The organism is Sulfurovum sp., from assembly GCF_015493435.1.
Taxonomy (GTDB): Bacteria; Campylobacterota; Campylobacteria; order Campylobacterales; family Sulfurovaceae; genus Sulfurovum.
Map to the genome: position 1 here is coordinate 32,682 of NZ_WGDD01000048.1, position 17,482 is coordinate 50,163.

Annotated in this window: 26 protein-coding genes; 5 read left to right on the forward strand and 21 right to left on the reverse strand. The window is 44.3% G+C overall.

Features of this window, described 5'->3' with window-relative positions; translation table 11 throughout:
- Positions 1 to 13 precede the first annotated feature (13 nt).
- Complete coding sequence (locus tag F8L24_RS08245; protein ID WP_294954394.1) at positions 14 to 409, forward strand: hypothetical protein; 396 nt, start codon at positions 14 to 16, stop codon at positions 407 to 409.
- Between the two features lie 80 nt (positions 410 to 489).
- Here F8L24_RS08245 and F8L24_RS08250 read toward each other — a convergent pair whose 3' ends face one another.
- The 10 genes from F8L24_RS08250 to F8L24_RS08295 all read right to left on the reverse strand — a co-directional run bounded on the left by F8L24_RS08250 (position 490) and on the right by F8L24_RS08295 (position 5,675).
- The gene (locus F8L24_RS08250) at positions 490 to 789 is read right to left on the reverse strand and encodes a c-type cytochrome (protein ID WP_294954396.1); all 300 of its coding nucleotides are present in this window, start codon (positions 787 to 789) and stop codon (positions 490 to 492) included.
- 106 nt (positions 790 to 895) lie between these two features.
- Complete coding sequence (locus F8L24_RS08255; protein ID WP_294954399.1) at positions 896 to 1,210, reverse strand: cytochrome C; 315 nt, start codon at positions 1,208 to 1,210, stop codon at positions 896 to 898.
- Positions 1,211 to 1,331: 121 nt separating this feature from the next.
- Positions 1,332 to 1,658 (reverse strand): hypothetical protein, encoded by a 327-nt coding sequence (locus F8L24_RS08260; RefSeq protein WP_294954402.1) that lies wholly within the window; start codon positions 1,656 to 1,658, stop codon positions 1,332 to 1,334.
- 48 nt (positions 1,659 to 1,706) lie between these two features.
- Positions 1,707 to 2,243, reverse strand: coding sequence for a hypothetical protein (locus tag F8L24_RS08265; protein WP_294954406.1), 537 nt, complete (start codon positions 2,241 to 2,243; stop codon positions 1,707 to 1,709).
- Entirely contained in the window at positions 2,237 to 3,424 is a 1,188-nt protein-coding gene (locus F8L24_RS08270) for a HAMP domain-containing sensor histidine kinase (protein ID WP_294954409.1), read from the reverse strand. The genes F8L24_RS08265 and F8L24_RS08270 overlap by 7 nt, the downstream gene beginning before the upstream one ends.
- On the reverse strand, positions 3,378 to 4,049 hold the full coding sequence (locus tag F8L24_RS08275) for a response regulator transcription factor (protein ID WP_294954412.1): 672 nt from the start codon (positions 4,047 to 4,049) through the stop codon (positions 3,378 to 3,380). The genes F8L24_RS08270 and F8L24_RS08275 overlap by 47 nt, the downstream gene beginning before the upstream one ends.
- On the reverse strand, positions 4,042 to 4,470 hold the full coding sequence (trxC, locus tag F8L24_RS08280; RefSeq protein ID WP_294954415.1) for a thioredoxin TrxC: 429 nt from the start codon (positions 4,468 to 4,470) through the stop codon (positions 4,042 to 4,044). Before trxC ends, F8L24_RS08275 begins: the two co-directional genes overlap by 8 nt.
- A 159-nt stretch (positions 4,471 to 4,629) precedes the next feature.
- Positions 4,630 to 4,830, reverse strand: coding sequence for a hypothetical protein (locus F8L24_RS08285; protein ID WP_294954418.1), 201 nt, complete (start codon positions 4,828 to 4,830; stop codon positions 4,630 to 4,632).
- A 125-nt stretch (positions 4,831 to 4,955) separates the two neighbouring features.
- Entirely contained in the window at positions 4,956 to 5,231 is a 276-nt protein-coding gene (locus tag F8L24_RS08290) for an acylphosphatase (protein ID WP_294954421.1), read from the reverse strand.
- Between the two features lie 3 nt (positions 5,232 to 5,234).
- Positions 5,235 to 5,675, reverse strand: a complete 441-nt coding sequence (locus F8L24_RS08295; protein WP_294954423.1) for a hypothetical protein — start codon at positions 5,673 to 5,675, stop codon at positions 5,235 to 5,237.
- An 82-nt stretch (positions 5,676 to 5,757) separates the two neighbouring features.
- Here F8L24_RS08295 and F8L24_RS08300 point away from each other — a divergent pair, with 82 nt between their 5' ends.
- On the forward strand, positions 5,758 to 6,543 hold the full coding sequence (locus F8L24_RS08300; RefSeq protein WP_294954426.1) for a sulfite exporter TauE/SafE family protein: 786 nt from the start codon (positions 5,758 to 5,760) through the stop codon (positions 6,541 to 6,543).
- A 149-nt stretch (positions 6,544 to 6,692) separates the two neighbouring features.
- A complete protein-coding gene (locus tag F8L24_RS08305; protein ID WP_294954429.1) occupies positions 6,693 to 7,790 on the forward strand; it encodes a tRNA pseudouridine(13) synthase TruD in 1,098 nt (365 codons plus the stop codon).
- Here the strand turns inward: F8L24_RS08305 and queC are convergent.
- Positions 7,771 to 8,439: a 7-cyano-7-deazaguanine synthase QueC gene (gene queC, locus F8L24_RS08310; RefSeq protein ID WP_294954432.1), complete on the reverse strand. Its 669-nt coding sequence runs from the start codon at positions 8,437 to 8,439 to the stop codon at positions 7,771 to 7,773. The genes F8L24_RS08305 and queC overlap by 20 nt on opposite strands.
- Positions 8,440 to 8,508: 69 nt before the next feature.
- Between queC and ybeY the strand changes: the two genes are divergently transcribed.
- Both ybeY and F8L24_RS08320 read left to right on the forward strand, forming a co-directional pair.
- Positions 8,509 to 8,943, forward strand: a complete 435-nt coding sequence (gene ybeY, locus F8L24_RS08315; RefSeq protein ID WP_294954548.1) for an rRNA maturation RNase YbeY — start codon at positions 8,509 to 8,511, stop codon at positions 8,941 to 8,943.
- A gap of 9 nt (positions 8,944 to 8,952) precedes the next feature.
- Positions 8,953 to 9,885 (forward strand): calcium/sodium antiporter, encoded by a 933-nt coding sequence (locus tag F8L24_RS08320; protein WP_294954435.1) that lies wholly within the window; start codon positions 8,953 to 8,955, stop codon positions 9,883 to 9,885.
- A gap of 23 nt (positions 9,886 to 9,908) precedes the next feature.
- On the opposite strand, the gene mrdA is transcribed toward F8L24_RS08320, so the two are convergent.
- The 10 genes from mrdA to F8L24_RS08370 all read right to left on the reverse strand — a co-directional run bounded on the left by mrdA (position 9,909) and on the right by F8L24_RS08370 (position 17,481).
- Positions 9,909 to 11,828: a penicillin-binding protein 2 gene (mrdA, locus tag F8L24_RS08325; RefSeq protein ID WP_294954437.1), complete on the reverse strand. Its 1,920-nt coding sequence runs from the start codon at positions 11,826 to 11,828 to the stop codon at positions 9,909 to 9,911.
- Positions 11,825 to 12,286, reverse strand: coding sequence for a hypothetical protein (locus F8L24_RS08330; protein WP_294954440.1), 462 nt, complete (start codon positions 12,284 to 12,286; stop codon positions 11,825 to 11,827). The genes mrdA and F8L24_RS08330 overlap by 4 nt, the downstream gene beginning before the upstream one ends.
- Positions 12,286 to 12,747, reverse strand: coding sequence for an N-acetyltransferase (locus F8L24_RS08335; RefSeq protein ID WP_294954443.1), 462 nt, complete (start codon positions 12,745 to 12,747; stop codon positions 12,286 to 12,288). Before F8L24_RS08335 ends, F8L24_RS08330 begins: the two co-directional genes overlap by 1 nt.
- Complete coding sequence (yihA, locus tag F8L24_RS08340) at positions 12,744 to 13,385, reverse strand: ribosome biogenesis GTP-binding protein YihA/YsxC (RefSeq protein WP_294954445.1); 642 nt, start codon at positions 13,383 to 13,385, stop codon at positions 12,744 to 12,746. Before yihA ends, F8L24_RS08335 begins: the two co-directional genes overlap by 4 nt.
- Positions 13,382 to 13,855, reverse strand: coding sequence for a lipopolysaccharide transport periplasmic protein LptA (lptA, locus tag F8L24_RS08345; protein WP_294954448.1), 474 nt, complete (start codon positions 13,853 to 13,855; stop codon positions 13,382 to 13,384). Before lptA ends, yihA begins: the two co-directional genes overlap by 4 nt.
- A gap of 81 nt (positions 13,856 to 13,936) precedes the next feature.
- On the reverse strand, positions 13,937 to 14,455 hold the full coding sequence (locus tag F8L24_RS08350) for a hypothetical protein (protein ID WP_294954450.1): 519 nt from the start codon (positions 14,453 to 14,455) through the stop codon (positions 13,937 to 13,939).
- On the reverse strand, positions 14,446 to 14,943 hold the full coding sequence (locus F8L24_RS08355; RefSeq protein ID WP_294954453.1) for an HAD-IIIA family hydrolase: 498 nt from the start codon (positions 14,941 to 14,943) through the stop codon (positions 14,446 to 14,448). The genes F8L24_RS08350 and F8L24_RS08355 overlap by 10 nt, the downstream gene beginning before the upstream one ends.
- Entirely contained in the window at positions 14,940 to 15,512 is a 573-nt protein-coding gene (gene hisB / locus F8L24_RS08360; protein ID WP_294954456.1) for an imidazoleglycerol-phosphate dehydratase HisB, read from the reverse strand. Before hisB ends, F8L24_RS08355 begins: the two co-directional genes overlap by 4 nt.
- Before the next feature lie 10 nt (positions 15,513 to 15,522).
- Positions 15,523 to 16,308, reverse strand: coding sequence for a septal ring lytic transglycosylase RlpA family protein (locus F8L24_RS08365; RefSeq protein ID WP_294954459.1), 786 nt, complete (start codon positions 16,306 to 16,308; stop codon positions 15,523 to 15,525).
- Positions 16,309 to 16,362: 54 nt separating this feature from the next.
- Positions 16,363 to 17,481: a lytic transglycosylase domain-containing protein gene (locus tag F8L24_RS08370; RefSeq protein WP_294954462.1), complete on the reverse strand. Its 1,119-nt coding sequence runs from the start codon at positions 17,479 to 17,481 to the stop codon at positions 16,363 to 16,365.
- Between the last annotated feature and the right edge of the window lies 1 nt (position 17,482).

Consider the following 17,482-nt stretch of genomic DNA (forward strand, 5'->3'; position numbering starts at 1 on the left):
AGAAGGAAATACAATGAACCATACAAAAATCTTATCACTCTCACTGCTCACTATCACTCTGATACTATCCGGCTGTTCAGACAAAGAAAAAGAAAAATCCCTCACCGAAGGCGGTATGAAATGCGGCGCGGGGAAATGCGGTTCAAGTATGGTCGACGGCTCTGCTGTACTTGTCAAGAAAAAAGTGAATATTCTTGATCAGATGAAAAAAGATGACAAACGGCGCGACTGTGTCCTCAAGGCCAAAACAACCAAAGCACTGTACAACTGTGTACGTGACCCGAAAACAGGCAGGCTGACCGTTAACGGAAATGTCCATGCGGCACCGTCAACAGCAAAAAAGGCACTTAAAAAAGAAACCAACAGTACGATGAAGTGTCAAGCCGGTAAATGCAGTACAGGAAAATAATTAAATATTGGAATCTTGGAATATCTGGAAAAAGGAGATGGAGGCGGGCTTCAAAAGCCCGAAGGCTTTTGAAAACAGAATTACTTCTTCAGTTTAGAAATATACTCTGCAAGTTCTTTGATCTTTGCGTCATCAAGTGATGCCACCTGACCTTTCATAAGTGCACCCATACCATGCTGGTTCAGTGTACCTGCTTTATATCCTTTGATATCTTCTTCAAGTTTAGCTGCAGGAAGGCCTGCAATGATTGCAGATTTTCCGAGAGCGGCTTTTTCACCGTTTGCACCGTGACATCCTGCACATTTAGCGAAGTCAGCAGCACCGTCTGCCATAAGTAGTGTTGCACCGGCGAAGAACATTGTGATTGCGATTTTTTTCATTGTAAATCCTTTAATATTGGTTTGTAAGCCGCTGATAATTTCTTACCAGCAACTTATGAAGTGTATATAATATAACTCTTTGACTTAAACTTATATGAATAATAAGTTAACAGCTTGGTACGTTACCTGAATCAGATCCATACTCATGTGCGAAATCATATACATCATTGATATATTTCTTTTTCAACTTAAGGCCCGGGCAGATTTTTGCAGCTTCTTCCGCGAATTTACCGGCACCTTTGATCTTTTCCCACTCTCCCTGAGTGTGTTTTGCAGCAAATTTTGCACCGTTGAAACCGCATGCAGCTTTCATTTTCTTCATGTAAATCTTTTTACCTTTATTTACATTGGCAGAAGCAGTAGTAGAAACCACAGCCAGTCCAAGAAGTGCAGCAACTGCGAGTTTTGTCATTTTTGTCATTGTTCATCCTTTTGTAAAATTTTAAGACAGCAAGATAATAACATGAAATTGTGAAAAGATTGTGAAGAAAAAGAAAAAATGTGAAGCAGCTTTCATAGAACTGCTTCAGGAAGTTACATATTTAACACTTCGGAACGATACCGTCACTTGCATATTTATGTGAAAATTCATAGACATACGGCCACCAGGATTTTTTGATCTTTTTGACATTGAGTCTTGGACAGATCTTTTTTGCTTCGGCCTGAAACTTTCCGCTGTCATAAATATCTTCCCATTCTGCACTGGTATGTGTCCGTGCAAACCTCACACCGGAAAAACCGCATTTCTTACGAAATTTCTTTTTAAAGATCTTCTGGCCTTTCTTGGCAGTGGCGCGTGCCATCGATACTGTCGGCACACTCATTGATACAAGCAGCGCAACCGCTGCCATCCCTATCAGTTTTCTCATTGGTACTCCTTGTTTTATATAAAATTATATAATATAGAAATATTGTATCTACTTCAACTTGTTAAAAACCTTAAATTTATCCCAATAGATATCGACTGCTTCATCCAGCTCCTTGGGTGTCAGTGTACTTTTTTTCTTGATCCCAAAGTTATCGATGAAAAGTGCCGACATCACCGAAATACTCCTGTTGGGATATTTCAAATAGTGTTTTATACCTGCTTTGACATTCTGTTCTCCGCTGTAAACCAGCAGATATTCTTTGAACATCTGCTGCAAAGAAGTCGGCAGATCCTTATGACAGGGAATACAGTTACGTTCATAGATATTCTGTGCAGACAGCATGTTCACAGACAGCATAATAAAAAATAATATTTTAAGTGTCATTGGGTTTCTCCAATCTGATTTGATTAATAATTTGCCTTCACGGCTGCACTTCGTTCCGACCGTTTCGGTTCCGAATCTAAAAACGTGAAGCAGTTCACGTTTTCTTACGCTTTTGCCTTCACGGCTGCACTTCGTTCCGACCGTTTCGGTTCCGAATCTAAAAACGTGAAGCAGTTCACGTTTTCTTACGCTTCTCACCATGTGAGTACCATTCTTGTTCCTTCTTGTACTTTGGAATGCACCTCTATCGTTATATGATACTCATCAAGTATCTTTTTGACAATGCTCAAGCCGACCCCAAAACCGCCTTCACTCTGATTGAAACGCATATAACGGTCAAAAATGAACGGTATCTTTTCTTCATTAATGCCTACACCCGTATCCCATATTTCCAGTTTCCCGATACGCAGCCTGATACCGATCTTGCCTCCTCTTTTATTGTATTTGATCGCATTGGAGATAAGGTTGTCGATCACCCGGGTGACTTTCTGTTTGTCTGCATGGATGATCACATTGTCAAGGTCGAGATCAAAATGCAGATGCTTGGTCTGGGCCATGGCGGCAAAATATTCGATACGGTTCCGTATCAGCCCCTGCAGTTCTATTTCTTCATCATTGTAGTTTTTCTCCTGTTCAAGGGTCAGGTACGTCAAGTCACGGTAGAGATGCGAAACCGTTTTAGCCGCAATATTGATGCGGTTCAGCTTTTTTTTGTTCTTCTCCGCCATGACTTCGGTATCCATCATTTCAATATTGGTCAAAATGGTCGAGAGCGGTGTGTTGAGCTCATGCGTCGTATCTTTAATGAACCGGTCAAGCAGCATAATGGAATCACGCATCGGTTTGAGAAAAAGCCTTGCCAAAACAAGACCGAACATCATAAAGAATATAAAAGCCAGCATACCGTACCCGACAATACGTTTCAGGGCTTCGCTCCGCCATGCAGTATCTTCTTTCACTTCGATAATAAGATATTTTGTACCAAGATAATAGGTATCGAGCAGTTTGACAAAATGGACATAGTGGTTACTCAGATAGATCTCTTCATTGAAGTGGACATTTCCGTCTTCAAGCAGAGAAAATATTTTTTTATGCTCAATATCGTAAATAGCTGATTTGAAGCGGGGATCACGCGGATAAGTGGTACGTTCGGGAAAAAAGTAATGCAGCACTTTAAGACGTTTGGTCTGAATATAGGCATACTTGGAAAGCTCGGCACGCTGATTGGAGAACATCAGCTTTTCCTGACTCTGATAGTAAAAGAGTGACAGCAGTGTAATAAGCAGGATCACCAGTGCCGTATAGAGTGCCAAAAATCTTAAAAGAGATTTTTTTTCACTTCTTAGCAGTGAACTTGTATCCCTGTTTTTTGATACTAACAATTCTTTCCTTACCGATGATCTTTCGAAGATTCTTTATATAGGTACGAAGTGCCGTATCGCTTGGCTCTTCATCATAATCCCACAAATGTGTATAGATGCGTTCATGAGAAAGAACCTCTCCTTCCTTCTTGACAAAAAGTTTGAGCAGGCGCGATTCCTTGTTGCCCAGAGAAACACTTTGTCCGTCAATGACCAGTTCTGCATTCTTCGTGTCGTAAAAAACAGTGTCATCTATCTTTATCATCTCTTTTGACTCATGGTAAAAACTGCGCTTGAGCAGTGTTTCAACACGTATTTTGAGTTCTTTCAATGCAAACGGCTTGCGGACATAGTCATCACAGCCGCTCTCAAATCCTCTTTCAAGGTCATCCACAGAATTCATAGACGTGATAAAGATCGCCGGAGCGACAACCCCCTCTTCTCTGCTCTCTTTCAGTAGTGCCAGACCATCCATACCGGGGACATTGATGTCAAGCAGCAAAAGGTCATATCTGCTTTCATAGAGTTTCTCCTGTGCTTCATGTCCGTCATAGACGGAAACAACTTCGTATCCTTCCTCTTCGAGGAACTCTGTTACGGTCTCATTGAGATTGGCATCGTCTTCAAGCAGCAGGATCTTAGACAAACTGTTTCACCCAGCTTTCGAGCCTGCCGGCACTCAGGGCACCGCTGACCTGGTCTACCTGTTTACCGTTCTTAAATACCATCAGGGTCGGAATACTGCGTATTCCATACTGTGCACCCAGTGCCTGTTGTTCTTCCGTGTTGACTTTAAGGAACTGTGCCTGCAGAGGCATCGAAAGTGCCACCTCTTCAAATGCCGGTGCCATCTGTCTGCACGGTCCGCACCAGGGTGCCCAGAAATCCACCACGACAGGAATATCCGAATTGGCCAGAAATATCCCCAGCTTGTTCGCATCGACTGAAACCGGCTTGCTGTCCAGAAGCGATTTTTTACAGGCTCCGCAGTTGGCTTTGGTGTAATGGTCCTTTTTGGGTATTCTGTTTACTTTCAGACAATGCGGGCATACTACATTTATATTCATGGTAAAACCTCCGATCATTTTATGATATATTTTATTTTAAAAATTATTATAGCACATATCATAAAATAAAAAATGAACTGAAGTTGCATTTGCAACACACTATGTATGAGTATTCTTAGTATATTATTGTTTCTCTCTCATGTATATTTTTCCATACAACTATCTATCTCCCAGCGGGTTGTCACTTCGCTTTTTTATTTTTCTCTCTTGTTCCTCGTCTATTTGAGGCTGTGAGAATTCTACTTTTCCGTAAATAATACATCCTCTGCATCCGGGGTCACAGACATGCCCCAGTTTCATGCACCATTCTTTGATATCGCCGTTCTTTCCCATGAACTGACATCCCCATCCGCTTGCCATTTTTGAGTCCTTTTTATCTTTTGGTTTTTATCTTTTGCTGAGTGGTACCATGGAGCACAGCGCTCCTACGGGCGCTTCAATGTAAAAGCATACCGGCATCCTCCATCACCCCTTTCCCATCATTTTCAATATCTGATTTCGAAACCGTCCGTATTGAACACTGCATCATCGATGATCTCATGGCTGATCCCCTCGACACTGCTCAGAGGCGACCCCTCTTTGAGTATTTGCATGACTGTATCGAAATCATCATCAAAAATTTCTGCCACTACTTCCACAGTACCATCCGGAAGGTTCCGGATGTACCCTTTGAACTGTTTTCTCATCAGTGCCTGTGAAACGAACTTCCGGTAGAACACACCCTGCACCCTGCCCTGAATGATAAATCTGTACCATTCCATCTTCTATGCCACCCTGCACTCATGTTTGAGTTCCTGTAAAAATTCGATAATACGCAGCTGAAAGAGTGCTTCGTCATCCTCTTCATCCATACATTCATGCAGCTGCATCAAAAGGCCGATATCGATCTTTTCGCAAAAGCGCTTTACCTCTTTGACTTCCCTGCGTACCTGTGCGATCAAATGTTCAAAGTCCAGCCCGTTATTGGTCACGATCTTTGTATGGTATTCATAGACTGTATCTATGAGCAGCTCAGCCCGCTCCTGGTTTTCCGAGTAGATCGTATGGGCGATCTCTTTGAGTTTCTGCTTTTCGCATTCATTTATTTCATCATCCGTAGAGATCATCAGGGTTAACAGTTTTGCACGAAATTCAAGAGAACTGTTATGATATACCAGCAATTCCCGAAACATTTTCATGACACTTCGTTTAAAAGTTTTAAGCATTATTTTCCTTGCGCATAGATGACTTAACACCATTTTAACAAAAAAAGACTATAGTTTTATAATTTTTAGTCAAAGAGAGAAAATGAACGATATTGATCTGCTCGTTATTTTAAGTACAGCCTTTTTGGGGAGTGTCGGACATTGTATCGGTATGTGCGGGGGTATCGTCGTTGCCTACAGTTCCACCAAAATAGACCACAAAGCTTCATGGGCACGTCAGACCATCTCGCATCTCGCTTACAATTTTGGCAGGGTAACGACCTACTCGGTCATCGGTGCGCTCTTCGGGCTTCTGGGAAAAGCCATTGCATTTACACCTGAAACAAAAGGAGTACTTTTTTTGCTGACCGGTCTTTTAATGGTACTCGCCGGCCTTTCACTCGTAGGCAATCTCAAATTCCTCAACTCGGCGGAGTGGTCCATTTCCAAACACAAGTGGTATCATACCGCATTTAGAAAACTGATCGGAGACCAGTCCCTCTGGAGTTTTTATCTGCTGGGAATGCTGAACGGGATCATCCCCTGCGGGCTGGTCTATTCGTTTGCCATTTTTGCCGCCAGTACAGCCAGCCCGCTTTGGGGAGCCATCGTTATGGCAACTTTCGGGCTGGCGACCATTCCTGCACTCTTTTTTCTCGGAACCGTCACCAAATTCCTGCAAAAAGGTTCTCTGCGCGGCACGATGATGAAGCTTGCTGCCATGCTTGTGATCTTCTACGGTTTCTACACCCTCTACAAAGGATATCGATTTATCTCCCACCCCCAGGAGATGCAGCAAATGATGAACAGTATGCAGACAGGCAGCGTCAAAAGCAAGATAGAAGGCAAGTGCGGAGGCATGAAGTGTGCTCCGGGGAAATGCGGGTAAGGATTGCCCTGTCTACCGGGTTAAATATCCGAACATTTCCCAGCCTATCAGGTTGTCAGCAATCAGATAAACTTTTCATTCACCCGTAACAGGACTTGGGAAATTTACCCGCACATCATATCTGCGATAATTTCGCTATAATTCCCTTCATGAATCACATTAAGACCTATGCCTACGACCATACCCCGCTGTACTTTGATTTCAAACAGACCATTGAACGCTTTTTTGTTGAAGAAATACCGCTTTATGCTTTTACGGGCAGCGGTAATTATCTTGTCCTCAAAATCAAGAAGACTGATATGAGCACACACAAACTGCTGACAGTACTTGCCAAAGCAACCGAACTGCAGGAGCGTGACATCGGGTATGCCGGACTGAAAGACAAAAGTGCGACGACCATTCAGTACATTTCCATTCCCAAACAGGCAGAAAAACTGCTCAACAAGAATCTGACTACCCAGAGAGTAGAAATACTTGAGCGTACCTACAACAAAGCACCCATCAAAATAGGCCATCTCAAAGGGAACCGATTTTCTGTCATACTGCATCACATTAATGAAAAAGATGCCAAGTTTTTCAATACTACCGCCAAAATGATGCAGACCAAAGGCATACCCAATTACTACGGATACCAGCGTTTCGGGGAAGACAGCCAGTCCTACCTGCAGGGAAAAGAGATCGCCCACAGCGGAAAACGCCTCAAAGGCAGCCGGGAAAAACTGCTGGTTTCTGCATACCAGAGCCATCTTTTCAACAAATGGCTCGGCTCCCGGGTCAAACTTTCCGCCATTATTGGCAAAGAAAAAATAGATAGTGCTGCCAGAAAACTGAAATATCCGGCAGAACTCGTCAAGGTCCTTGCTCAGCAGCCGCAGTTCTTCAAACTTTTTTTCGGTGATGTGGTCATGCCCTACCCCTACGGCAAAACATCCTTTGTCAAAGATATGATGCAAAGTGCCAGGGTATTTCAGGAAAAAAAGATCTCGCCTACCGGTCTGCTCTGCGGTGCCAATGCGCTCAGAGCACAGAATGATGCCTACCATCTTGAAGAGCCTTTTGATGACACAGAATTGAGCTCACTCAAAGGAGACAGACGTTTTGCCTGGATCTGGCCCAAAGAAGTGGAAACAGCCTATGAAAAAGAAACAAAGACTCTGCAGGCGGATTTCTATCTCCCCAAAGGTTCCTATGCCACGACATTCCTTGAAGAGATAGGGAAATTTTCGCTTAAAGGGCGTAAGGAATAGGGTCTTTTTCTCCTGCTGCTTCAAAGCCGCGCAGTCGAAGCCGGCAACTGTCACAGACACCGCATGCAGCATCTTCTGCCTGGTAGCAGCTCCAGGTATCGGCCAGGGGAACACCCCATTCCAGTGCTTTTTGTACAATTTCGCTTTTTTTCATAGCCACAAGAGGCATCCTTATCTGAATACACGTTTCTTCTCTCGTACCGAGATTGATCGCTTTTTCCATCTGTTCAATGTAACTTTGACGACAGTCCGGATAGCCCGAACTGTCCTCTTCGACCACACCGATGAACAATGCTTCCGCTCCGTGTTTCTCCGCCAAAGCAGCAGCAATAGAGAGGAAGATACCGTTCCGAAAAGGCACATACGTTACAGGAACCCCCTCTTCCAGTCCTCCCGTAGGTACTTCGATCGTTTTGTCTGTCAGTGCCGAAGCACCGATCTGTTCAAAAAAATCAAGGTCTATTTCATAAGACTCGGATGCATTCAGTGCTTTGGACAGCTTTCTGAAGCATACCAGTTCCTTGTTCTGGGTACGCTGTCCGTAGTTAAAATGCAAAGCAATGATCTCATACTGCTCTTTCTGTGCGATCTTTGCGCTCAATGCGCTGTCCATGCCACCCGATATAATACAGACTGCTTTTTTACCCATGTGTATCGTCCTGTCTTTTTTACTCCCATTTTACCAAGATTTGGGTAAACTTCGGGCATGAACAGTATAATAATAGACCTTGACAACCAAACCTCTCTGAATGTTGATATGGGTGCACTCGAAGAGATCGCACAGTCACTGACAGACAGAGAAACAGAACTCATCATAACTGACAATAAAAATATACAGGAACTCAATAAAGAGTACCGGGACAAAGATGCCCCTACAGATGTACTCAGTTTTCCCATGGAAACCCCTTTCGGAGAAGAAAGTGTTTTTAAGATGCCTCTGGGCTCCATTATCATTTCTGCCGACTATGTGAAAGAAAAAGCCGATGCGTTCTCCCATGGTGAACAAGACGAACTTAAACTGCTCTTCATCCACGGTTTGCTGCATCTTATGGGATATGATCATGAAGAAGATCATGGCGAAATGCGCCAAAAGGAAAAGGAGATCATTGAAAAATTCGGTCTGCCTTCCAGCCTTATTGTACGAAACGATTAAAGGAAATCCATGAATTTTGTTATATTTGTCATCGCTATGGGGGCACTGATATGGGGTGCGGAACTTATTATCAAGCAGAGTGAGAAGATTGCCCTGAAATTCAATATCCCTGAATTCATCATCGGAGCCACCCTTATTGCACTGGGTACTTCACTGCCTGAAATGGCTGCCAGTATTGCGGCCAGTCTGGACCATAAACCCGATATTGCCATTGCGAACGTGATCGGAAGCAATATTCTGAATATTACCCTGGTGCTTGCTGCTGTTTTCCTCATTGCCAGGAAGATCGTTCCCGACAGAGATTTTTTTGCCAAAGACAGTACCTGGGCACTTGTCCCTGTACTCGTTTTTGTTCTCATGGTCCTCGACGGCGTGATCTCCAGATTTGATGCAGCATTGCTGCTGCTTCTGATGGGAGCCTACCTGCTCTTTCTGCTCCAGGATGCAAAAAGCATTCCCATTGAAGAGCTGGATGAGATCGATATGGTCCATTTTTCCTGGGCAGGCACGGTCCCGGTACTGATCGGGGCTTTTGTACTCGTGATCATGGGGGCCCACTTTACGGTAGAAAGTGCATCGGAAATCGCTAAAAGTTTTGGTATTTCTGAATGGATCATCGGTATTGTTATGGTTTCATTCGGTACTTCTATGCCGGAACTTGTGGTAAGTATCTCCGCTGCACTCAAAGGGAAAGTGGACATGGCCATAGGAAATATCATAGGTTCAAACCTGGCGAACACTACAGTGGTTCTTGGTTCGGCTGCACTTGCCAATCCTCTGCCTATCGATGCTTCTGCCTACATCTTCGATATTGCCACCATGATCGTTGCTACCCTGCTTCTTGTCTTCATTACCGCAAACAAACTTTACAACAAATCAGCAGGGATCAGCCTGATAATCATTCTGGGACTGTTTCTAAACAATACTCTTCAGAACATGTAAATGTTTCTTCTGAAAAACACTGCTTAAAAGAGAGAAAGACCGCCGCCGCTCTTTTTTCTGAGGTCTTCATTTCTCTTTTTGATCTTCTCTTTCTTTTCCTCAAGTGCAGGTGTTTCGGAAGCGGTATTGCCTATCTCTTTTTGCAGCTTGCTCTTAAAGTAGCCGTTCTTGTACAGCCATTTGTATATATCTCCTGCCATAGGGGCGGATGTACTCCCGCCATGGCCGCCATGCTCAATGAGGACCGTTACAACAAATTGCGGGTCGTCATAAGGTGCATAGGTCGTAATCCAGGCATGTGAACGGTGAAAATAGGCCAACTCCGATTCTTTCAGCCTTCTGCCTACCTGGGGAATGGAAGTGACCTGGGAAGTCCCTGTTTTCCCTGCAACAATAACAGGAAGATCATGCATCAGACGATAGGCGGTTCCTCTGCGGGTATTGCACACATCGTACATTCCCATGCGTACTTCGGAGAGCGTTCTGGGGTTAAATTTCATAGGAACGATCGTTGCATTGATCTCCTTGCCGTCAATGCTTTTGGCTACCCGGGGTGTGACAAGATTGCCTGTAGCGACCAGAGCCGTGTAGCGTGCCACCTGAAGCGGTGTTACCAGGTCGTAGCCCTGTCCGATGGAGGCAATGACTGTTTCACCAAGATACCACGGCTGTTTGAAGCGTCTCATCTTCCATGCTTTATCCGGAATGACACCGCTGTATTCCCGGGGAAGATCCACACCTGTTTTGACACCAAGACCGAATGAGCGAAGGTTTTTTGCCATCGCATCGATACCGACTTTGAGACTCTTTTTGTAAAAGTACACGTCACAGGACTGCTGAATAGCTTTGCGCAGCCACACTTTTCCATGTCCGCTGTGTTTCCAGCACCGGAAACGGTGTTTGCTGTTCCCGATGGTCATCGAGCCGTTGCAATATTCATCCTGCTCCAAAATACCCGGTTTTGCTTTGTCGAATGCCAGTGCCATACCCGGTTTGATGGAAGAACCCGGAGGATAGGTCCCGTGTGTGATCTTGTTGGTAAACGGGTGTGCAAGGTCTTCCTGAAGGGATTTCCACGCTTTCGAACTGATGCCCCCCACAAAAAGATTCGGATCATAGGCAGGATAACTCACCGCAGCCAGAATTTCGCCATTGGTCCGCATAACGATCGCCACACCTGTTGCGTCTCCAAAATGTTCATAAATCATTTTCTGCAGATCGACATCGATATTGAGTTTCAGGTTCCGATTGTCTTTGGGAAGCATCTTTTCAAGCACATCGACCGCTTTGTTCCTTGCCGTTACTTTATTGATCTGATAGCCGAGTTTTCCTTCAAGGAAAGTATTGTAATATCGTTCAAGTCCGCTTTTCCCTACTTTTCCGACAACATCGACCACTTCATCCGCTTTATTTTCTTTGGTGTTCGACCGTCCTGTATAGCCTATGAGATGTGCACAGTATTTTCCGTAGGGATAATAACGTTTTGTTTCAGCTTCGATCTTAAGTTCATCATGCATACTCAGTGTCGGGTAGGCACTCATCATATCGGCATAGTGAATAAAATCAACTACTTTGATGTATTTGTGATTATAGGCTGAACTTTTCTTTTTATAGACCTTCATCATCGTTGTCTTGTTCAAATCGGGAAAGGTTTCAAGTATCGTATCGACAGCCTGTTCCAGCTGACTCTTTTTCCCTTCTTTGCTTTTCATGGACAAATGCGGTTTGATGGAGAGAGAAAAACCGATCTGGTTCATTGCCAGAAGGTTTCCGTTAAGGTCGGTGATCTCGCCCCTGACAGGCTTTATGAATTCTTTTCGCTCTACATTCGCTTTGGCAAGGCTTGTATAATAAAAGTTTGATTTGACACTGACATGGTAAAGCCGTGTGATCATGCCGGCCCATACCAGTATAAAAAGCAGCAGTACTATTTTATATCTCATATCACCACCACTATCAGAAGATCGACGACAAGAGAATAGAGCAGAATAGTATCAAGCACAATACTGCTGGTTCCAAAAACAAAATCATACGCAAGCAGTATACCGAGGTAAATGACATCTATCAGAAAAACCGTCAAAAGCGGTCTGCATATCTTGCATTTTTTCAAATGTGACAGGGTACCGTAAAAAAGCATATAGACGATCAGTACCGCAACCAGTATCAGAAAAAACGGCAGGGAAAGGTTGACTTCAAGATTGATGAAATAGATGAGAGAGAGCAGAATATAGCTCCATTTTCCCTGCTCTATGCCTTCAATGAACAGATACCCCATCAAACCTATAAGCAAAGGAAGGAACACATAAAATGATATCAGCATAGGATAAAAAAGTACAAAGGAAACGATCAGCAGCCAAAAAAGTACCTGCATCATAAACTTCATCGGTGAGGAGTGCTGCATCAGAGTTTATACACCAGGGCTACTTCATTGCAGACAGGGAAATGGATACACTTGATACAGTCTGCCCAGATCTTGTGTTCAGGAATGGCTTCTTTGCTAATCTCTCTAAATCCGAGTTTTTCAAAAAAGACCGGTCTGTATGTCAACACCAGTACATCTTCTTCCACACCAAGTGTTTTTGCTTCTTCGACCGCAAATTCAACCAGTCTCTGACCGATCTTCTTTCCCCGGTATGCTTCATCCACAATAAGACTGCGTATCTCTGCCACCCTCATGGAGTGAATATGCAAAGCCGTATAGCCTACCAGCGTTTCTCCCTCTTTTGCCAGGACGTAGGAACGTATGTTCGTAGCAACTTCATCTTCGCTGCGGTTAAGGATCACGCCGTCTTTGACTTCGGAAAGGACCAGTCTCTGCATCGCAGGGATATCTGCCAGATTTGCTTTGACAAAAGTGATCAAACTGTTTTCTCCTCATTGCTGTTTTGTATATTCCCGTCAATACCGAAGATCGTTCGGAGTATTTCATAGTGTACCCGGTCATGGCCGTTCTTTTTCAGATTGGACACGGTAATAGAACCGGGAAAATCACGTTTGAGTTTGGCACGTTCTTTCTGGTTCAGTTTGTCGATTTTGGTAAAAACGGTCAGATAACGCTGATCGGGACGGATGAACCGGGAAATATATTTTTCAACATCATCATCGATCTTGGCATGGGGATGGCGCGCATCGCGCAAATGAATGAAAAGCCGTATAGAGACACGGTGTTCTATGAACGCTACAAGGTTTTTCTGCCAAACTTCCTTGAGTGATTTGGACACTTTGGCATACCCGAAACCAGGAAGGTCTACGAACCGTACCGGATAGTTCTCTTCATGATACAGATACCGGGTCTCAAAAAAATTTATTAACTGTGTTTTACCCGGTGTAGCAGAGCTTTTCGCCAGATTTTTGCGTTGGGTAAGGGAGTTAAGCGTTGAACTTTTCCCGACATTGGAACGCCCGAGAAAAACCACTTCACTCATATCTTCAGGAAGAGAGTCGGCAATACTTTGCGCCGACTTGATAAAAGATGCTTCGACTATACGGGGTGTACTCACTTTTTCTTCTCCATATCAAAAATAAATTTTACCGGTTTTTTCTTACTGCCCTTCACTGCTGCATTTCCGGTTTTCATATCCAGGGTGATCACATTTCCGTTGACATGGCGCTTGTTGCGCAGATCGTCAATTACGGCTTTTCCTGTCAGTACATATTGGGAAGTGATGGGATAATACTTCACATTCCGGGCACTGCCTTTGTAAAATCCTTTTTTCTCTTTGACTTCAAAGGTAACCGGATTTTTACTGCCGATCGCCTCATACATTTTTGTTTCATTGTTGTCATTGAAGTAGACGATCACCCGGTCTCCGTGCAGCCAGCTGCCAGATTGTTTGACAGTAACATTTCCGATAAAATGTACTTCTTTCTTCAAGTCTTCCGCTTTCATGGCATCAGAAGTCACTTCCACCTTCTGAGCATACAAAATACCAAAGAAGAGAAAAGGAAGAAAGTATTTAAACCAATTCAAGAGATACCCTTATGAAAATTTAGCATATAGTATACCATTTTATTACTTGTTCTGCGACGACCCGGCTCTACTGAAAATTTTCTATTCCCGGGTTTGGGCGGTATAAAGCACGGCATTGATCTCTTTGGCAAAGAGAATCTTTTTACGTGTATCATAGTGTGCCGTATTGCCGTGTACGATATTTTTAGCCAGCACTGCTGTGAACTTTGATGTGATGTCAAGTACGCCTGTCTTTTTGTTGTAGACTGCATGTTCTGCACTGTAGTTAAACCCTTCTTTCTGTTTTACCCGTACCCGGCCGTCAAGATAGGCTGTCTCCCCCACATAGCGTCCTCTGTCTGCCCAAATACGCTCGATCGAATCGGTATGATAAATGAGATTGTCAACGGTAAGAACCCCTCCTGTACGGACACCGTATGTCCCTGACAGTGTTGAAAGCAGCTTCTGTGTATTGACCTCTGTCAGGGTGGCATCGGTGAACTGCATTTCTTTTTGGGCAATTGGTTTGCCTGAAACTTCATCGGAAAGCTTCACGGTATACCCAAGCATGAACATTACTGCAATCAGTACCAGAAGAAGAAGTTCTAACTTTACGCCCATAATGCCAGATACTTCTCTTCAAGGCCTTCTTTGACGATGAGGTATTCGATCATTTCTCTGACCGCGCCCTCGCCGCCTTTTTTGGACAGGATCACAGTAGCGATCCTGTCCACATAGGCACTCGCATCTCTGGGTACAAAAGAGACAGCCGCAGTTTTAAGCATTTGAAGATCATTCAAGTCATCACCGATGGCTGCAACATTTTCCATACTGATATCAAGTTTGTCAAGCAGTGTTTCAAGTACTTCCTTTTTATTGTCTACTCCCTGATAAAAATACTCGATATGCAATTCTTTTGCCCTGCGTTCGACGATAGCGGACTTCCTGCCGGTAATGATCGCTACCTGTTTTCCCAGTTTCCGCCAACTGGCGATCGCCAACCCGTCTTTGACATTGAAAGACTTGATCTCATCACCGTTGTGGCTGTAGGTAATACGGCTGTCTGTCATCGTTCCGTCAACATCCAGTACGATCAGTTCTATGCTCACAGCACACCCTTGGTACTCGGAATACCTGCATTTTCATTCACAGCAACTGCACGGCGGAGTGCCACTGCCAGTGCCTTGAACGAAGCCTCTATAATATGGTGCTTGTTCTTTCCTCTGTTATAGATCAGGTGCAGCGTCAGGGGAAGATTGAATGCAAATGCCCTGAAAAACTCTTCCACAAGTTCCACATCAAAGGTTCCGACTTTTCCGCCGATAGGCAGTTCATAGACAAGAAACGCCCGGTTCGAGAGGTCTATATCGCAGGTAACGCTTGCTTCATCCATCACTACCGTGGCATTGCCGAAACGTTCGATACTTTGTACCGGATAGATCGCTTTTCTCAAAGCCTGCCCTATGACAATACCCACATCTTCCACCGTATGATGGTCATCTATATGGGTATCCCCGGTACACTGCACTTCAAGATCGAGATGCGCATGTTTGGCAAAAGCTTCGAGCATATGGTCGAAAAAACCCACTCCCGTATCGATCTTCGCTTTGCCCTTGCCGTAAAGGTTCAGTTTTACAGTGATCTGTGTCTCTTTTGTTTCTCTTGTTACTTCTATCATTTAACCATCCTTAGTTTCTTACGATAAATGCGCCCGGCATATTGTAATGCGCTTTAAACTCTCTCGCTTCGCCTTCAGAATCAAAGCCCATCAGCCATACACGGTACAGCGGTGCACCGTTCACATCCGGGAACTTCCTGATAATAGGCTTATAGCGCGGATCGATGTGGGCATATCTGCGCTCAAAGACTTTGGCCCCCTCATACTTTCTGAAAGCACCTACCTGTACACCGAAATTGGTCAGGCGCACACGTGTGCTCGTCTTATTTTTTCTGGCTTTGGCAATGGCGGCCGGAGACTCTACCTTGCCCGCGAAACCAAGCACTTCTATCTGTACTTTGGCAATGCCCATTCTGTCAAGTCCCAACTCTTTTCCCGCTGCATAGGAGCAGTCAATGATCCGGCCTCGAACAAAAGGCCCTCTGTCATTGATACGTACGATCGTACTTTTCCCGTTCTGAAGGTTTGTTACCCGGACCATCGTATCCATTGGCCAGGTTTTGTGTGCCGCCGTCCGTGCATACATATTGTACCGCTCGCCGTTGCTTGTGTATTTACCGTGGAAGTTGGGACCGTACCAGCTCGAAATACCCTTCATTTTCTGCCCTACTTCCACATAAGTGGGAGTATAGCATTTTCCGCACACTTTGTACGCACGCATCGTCGATCTCTGTCTTGCAGCAGACGTATGCCCTGTTCCCCTGTAGGCCATTTTCTTTTTACTGGCACAACCGGTAAAAAACAGACTTGAGAGTACCACAGCAACCGATAGAAAAAGCATGGCAGATCGTCTCATAGGCCCTCGATTGTTTTTGGGTTATTATCTCTTTATTTCTCTTTATCTATGCTTTTACAGGCTTCGCAGCATTTGATCAAACATTTTTTGTGTTACAGGCACAAGAAGAAGAGAACCCAGTATCAGAAAGTCATCATCGAGTCTGTTGGCTCTTCTTATTTCCTCTGCGGTGCTATGGTATTTTTTGGCAATACTTTCGAGTGTATCTCCCATTTTGACAACATGGGAGACAAAATGCGGTTTTACCGGTAGGGTTTCCGGTTCCTGTTTTAATTCATATTTGAGATAAAAAGGTATCATTTTTTCTTCAGGGATCATCAGAGTATAGACGGCTTTTTTGGTCGGTACGATACCGTGTTTGAACTGTCTGTTCATACGCAGAAGATCGAGCGGTTTCATTCCCAGGGTCCCTGCCAGTTTTTCAAGGTCGCATCCTCCGGAAATTTCAACCTGTACCGGCTGTGACTCACCCTCTCCCGGCCGTACTCCGAAATCTATATATTTTCCCTCGCCTATCATGGCAGCCAAAAGGATCTTCTGTATGTATTTGCGTGTTTCAGCCGGCAGATATTTGTCCCTTTCATCCGTCAGAATACCCAACTCGTCACTGCCTGCTTTTTTAATGGCACGCTTCAGCCGGCCTTCACCGCAATTGTAGGCAATGGCTGCAAGATACCATTTTCCGAACTGCTCATGCAGTTTTTTAAGGTATTTTATCGCGGCATTGGTGGCACTGACCGGATCACAGCGTTCATCGAAACTGTTACATACATCCAGCTTGTAATGCTGTGCCGTTGCAGGCATGAATTGCCAGAGGCCTACGGCTTTTTTAGAAGACACAACATCGGTTGAAAAACCTGATTCCACCATGGAAAGATAGATGAACAGATCAGAAACCCCCTGATCCATCAAATACCCTTTGACCATAGGTGAAATCATTTCCCCTCTTTGCATGGAACGTTTATAGAGATGCCTGATACTCTTTTCATTCTTCCTGACAAAGCGTTCAAAATCTTCATTGTCAATATACCCTTCATCGACATCGAATTCTGAAAATACATAGGTATAGACAGGATATTTTTCAGCAAGCGGGAGCGAAGCAGAAAAAAGTACTGCGGGTATCAGGAGCAGACAGAAGAGAACCGGTTTGACACCCGTATATATCTTTTTCATC

Coding starts and splice junctions, on each gene's coding strand:
- F8L24_RS08245 (WP_294954394.1), top strand. CDS start 14: ATGAACCATACAAAAATCTTATCACTCTCACTGCTCACTATCACTCTG.
- F8L24_RS08250 (WP_294954396.1), bottom strand. CDS start 789: ATGAAAAAAATCGCAATCACAATGTTCTTCGCCGGTGCAACACTACTT.
- F8L24_RS08255 (WP_294954399.1), bottom strand. CDS start 1,210: ATGACAAAAATGACAAAACTCGCAGTTGCTGCACTTCTTGGACTGGCT.
- F8L24_RS08260 (WP_294954402.1), bottom strand. CDS start 1,658: ATGAGAAAACTGATAGGGATGGCAGCGGTTGCGCTGCTTGTATCAATG.
- F8L24_RS08265 (WP_294954406.1), bottom strand. CDS start 2,243: ATGGTGAGAAGCGTAAGAAAACGTGAACTGCTTCACGTTTTTAGATTC.
- trxC (WP_294954415.1), bottom strand. CDS start 4,470: ATGAATATAAATGTAGTATGCCCGCATTGTCTGAAAGTAAACAGAATA.
- F8L24_RS08285 (WP_294954418.1), bottom strand. CDS start 4,830: ATGGCAAGCGGATGGGGATGTCAGTTCATGGGAAAGAACGGCGATATC.
- F8L24_RS08290 (WP_294954421.1), bottom strand. CDS start 5,231: ATGGAATGGTACAGATTTATCATTCAGGGCAGGGTGCAGGGTGTGTTC.
- F8L24_RS08295 (WP_294954423.1), bottom strand. CDS start 5,675: ATGCTTAAAACTTTTAAACGAAGTGTCATGAAAATGTTTCGGGAATTG.
- F8L24_RS08300 (WP_294954426.1), top strand. CDS start 5,758: ATGAACGATATTGATCTGCTCGTTATTTTAAGTACAGCCTTTTTGGGG.
- F8L24_RS08305 (WP_294954429.1), top strand. CDS start 6,693: ATGAATCACATTAAGACCTATGCCTACGACCATACCCCGCTGTACTTT.
- queC (WP_294954432.1), bottom strand. CDS start 8,439: ATGGGTAAAAAAGCAGTCTGTATTATATCGGGTGGCATGGACAGCGCA.
- F8L24_RS08320 (WP_294954435.1), top strand. CDS start 8,953: ATGAATTTTGTTATATTTGTCATCGCTATGGGGGCACTGATATGGGGT.
- mrdA (WP_294954437.1), bottom strand. CDS start 11,828: ATGAGATATAAAATAGTACTGCTGCTTTTTATACTGGTATGGGCCGGC.
- F8L24_RS08330 (WP_294954440.1), bottom strand. CDS start 12,286: ATGCAGCACTCCTCACCGATGAAGTTTATGATGCAGGTACTTTTTTGG.
- F8L24_RS08350 (WP_294954450.1), bottom strand. CDS start 14,455: ATGGGCGTAAAGTTAGAACTTCTTCTTCTGGTACTGATTGCAGTAATG.
- hisB (WP_294954456.1), bottom strand. CDS start 15,512: ATGATAGAAGTAACAAGAGAAACAAAAGAGACACAGATCACTGTAAAA.
- F8L24_RS08365 (WP_294954459.1), bottom strand. CDS start 16,308: ATGAGACGATCTGCCATGCTTTTTCTATCGGTTGCTGTGGTACTCTCA.
- F8L24_RS08370 (WP_294954462.1), bottom strand. CDS start 17,481: ATGAAAAAGATATATACGGGTGTCAAACCGGTTCTCTTCTGTCTGCTC.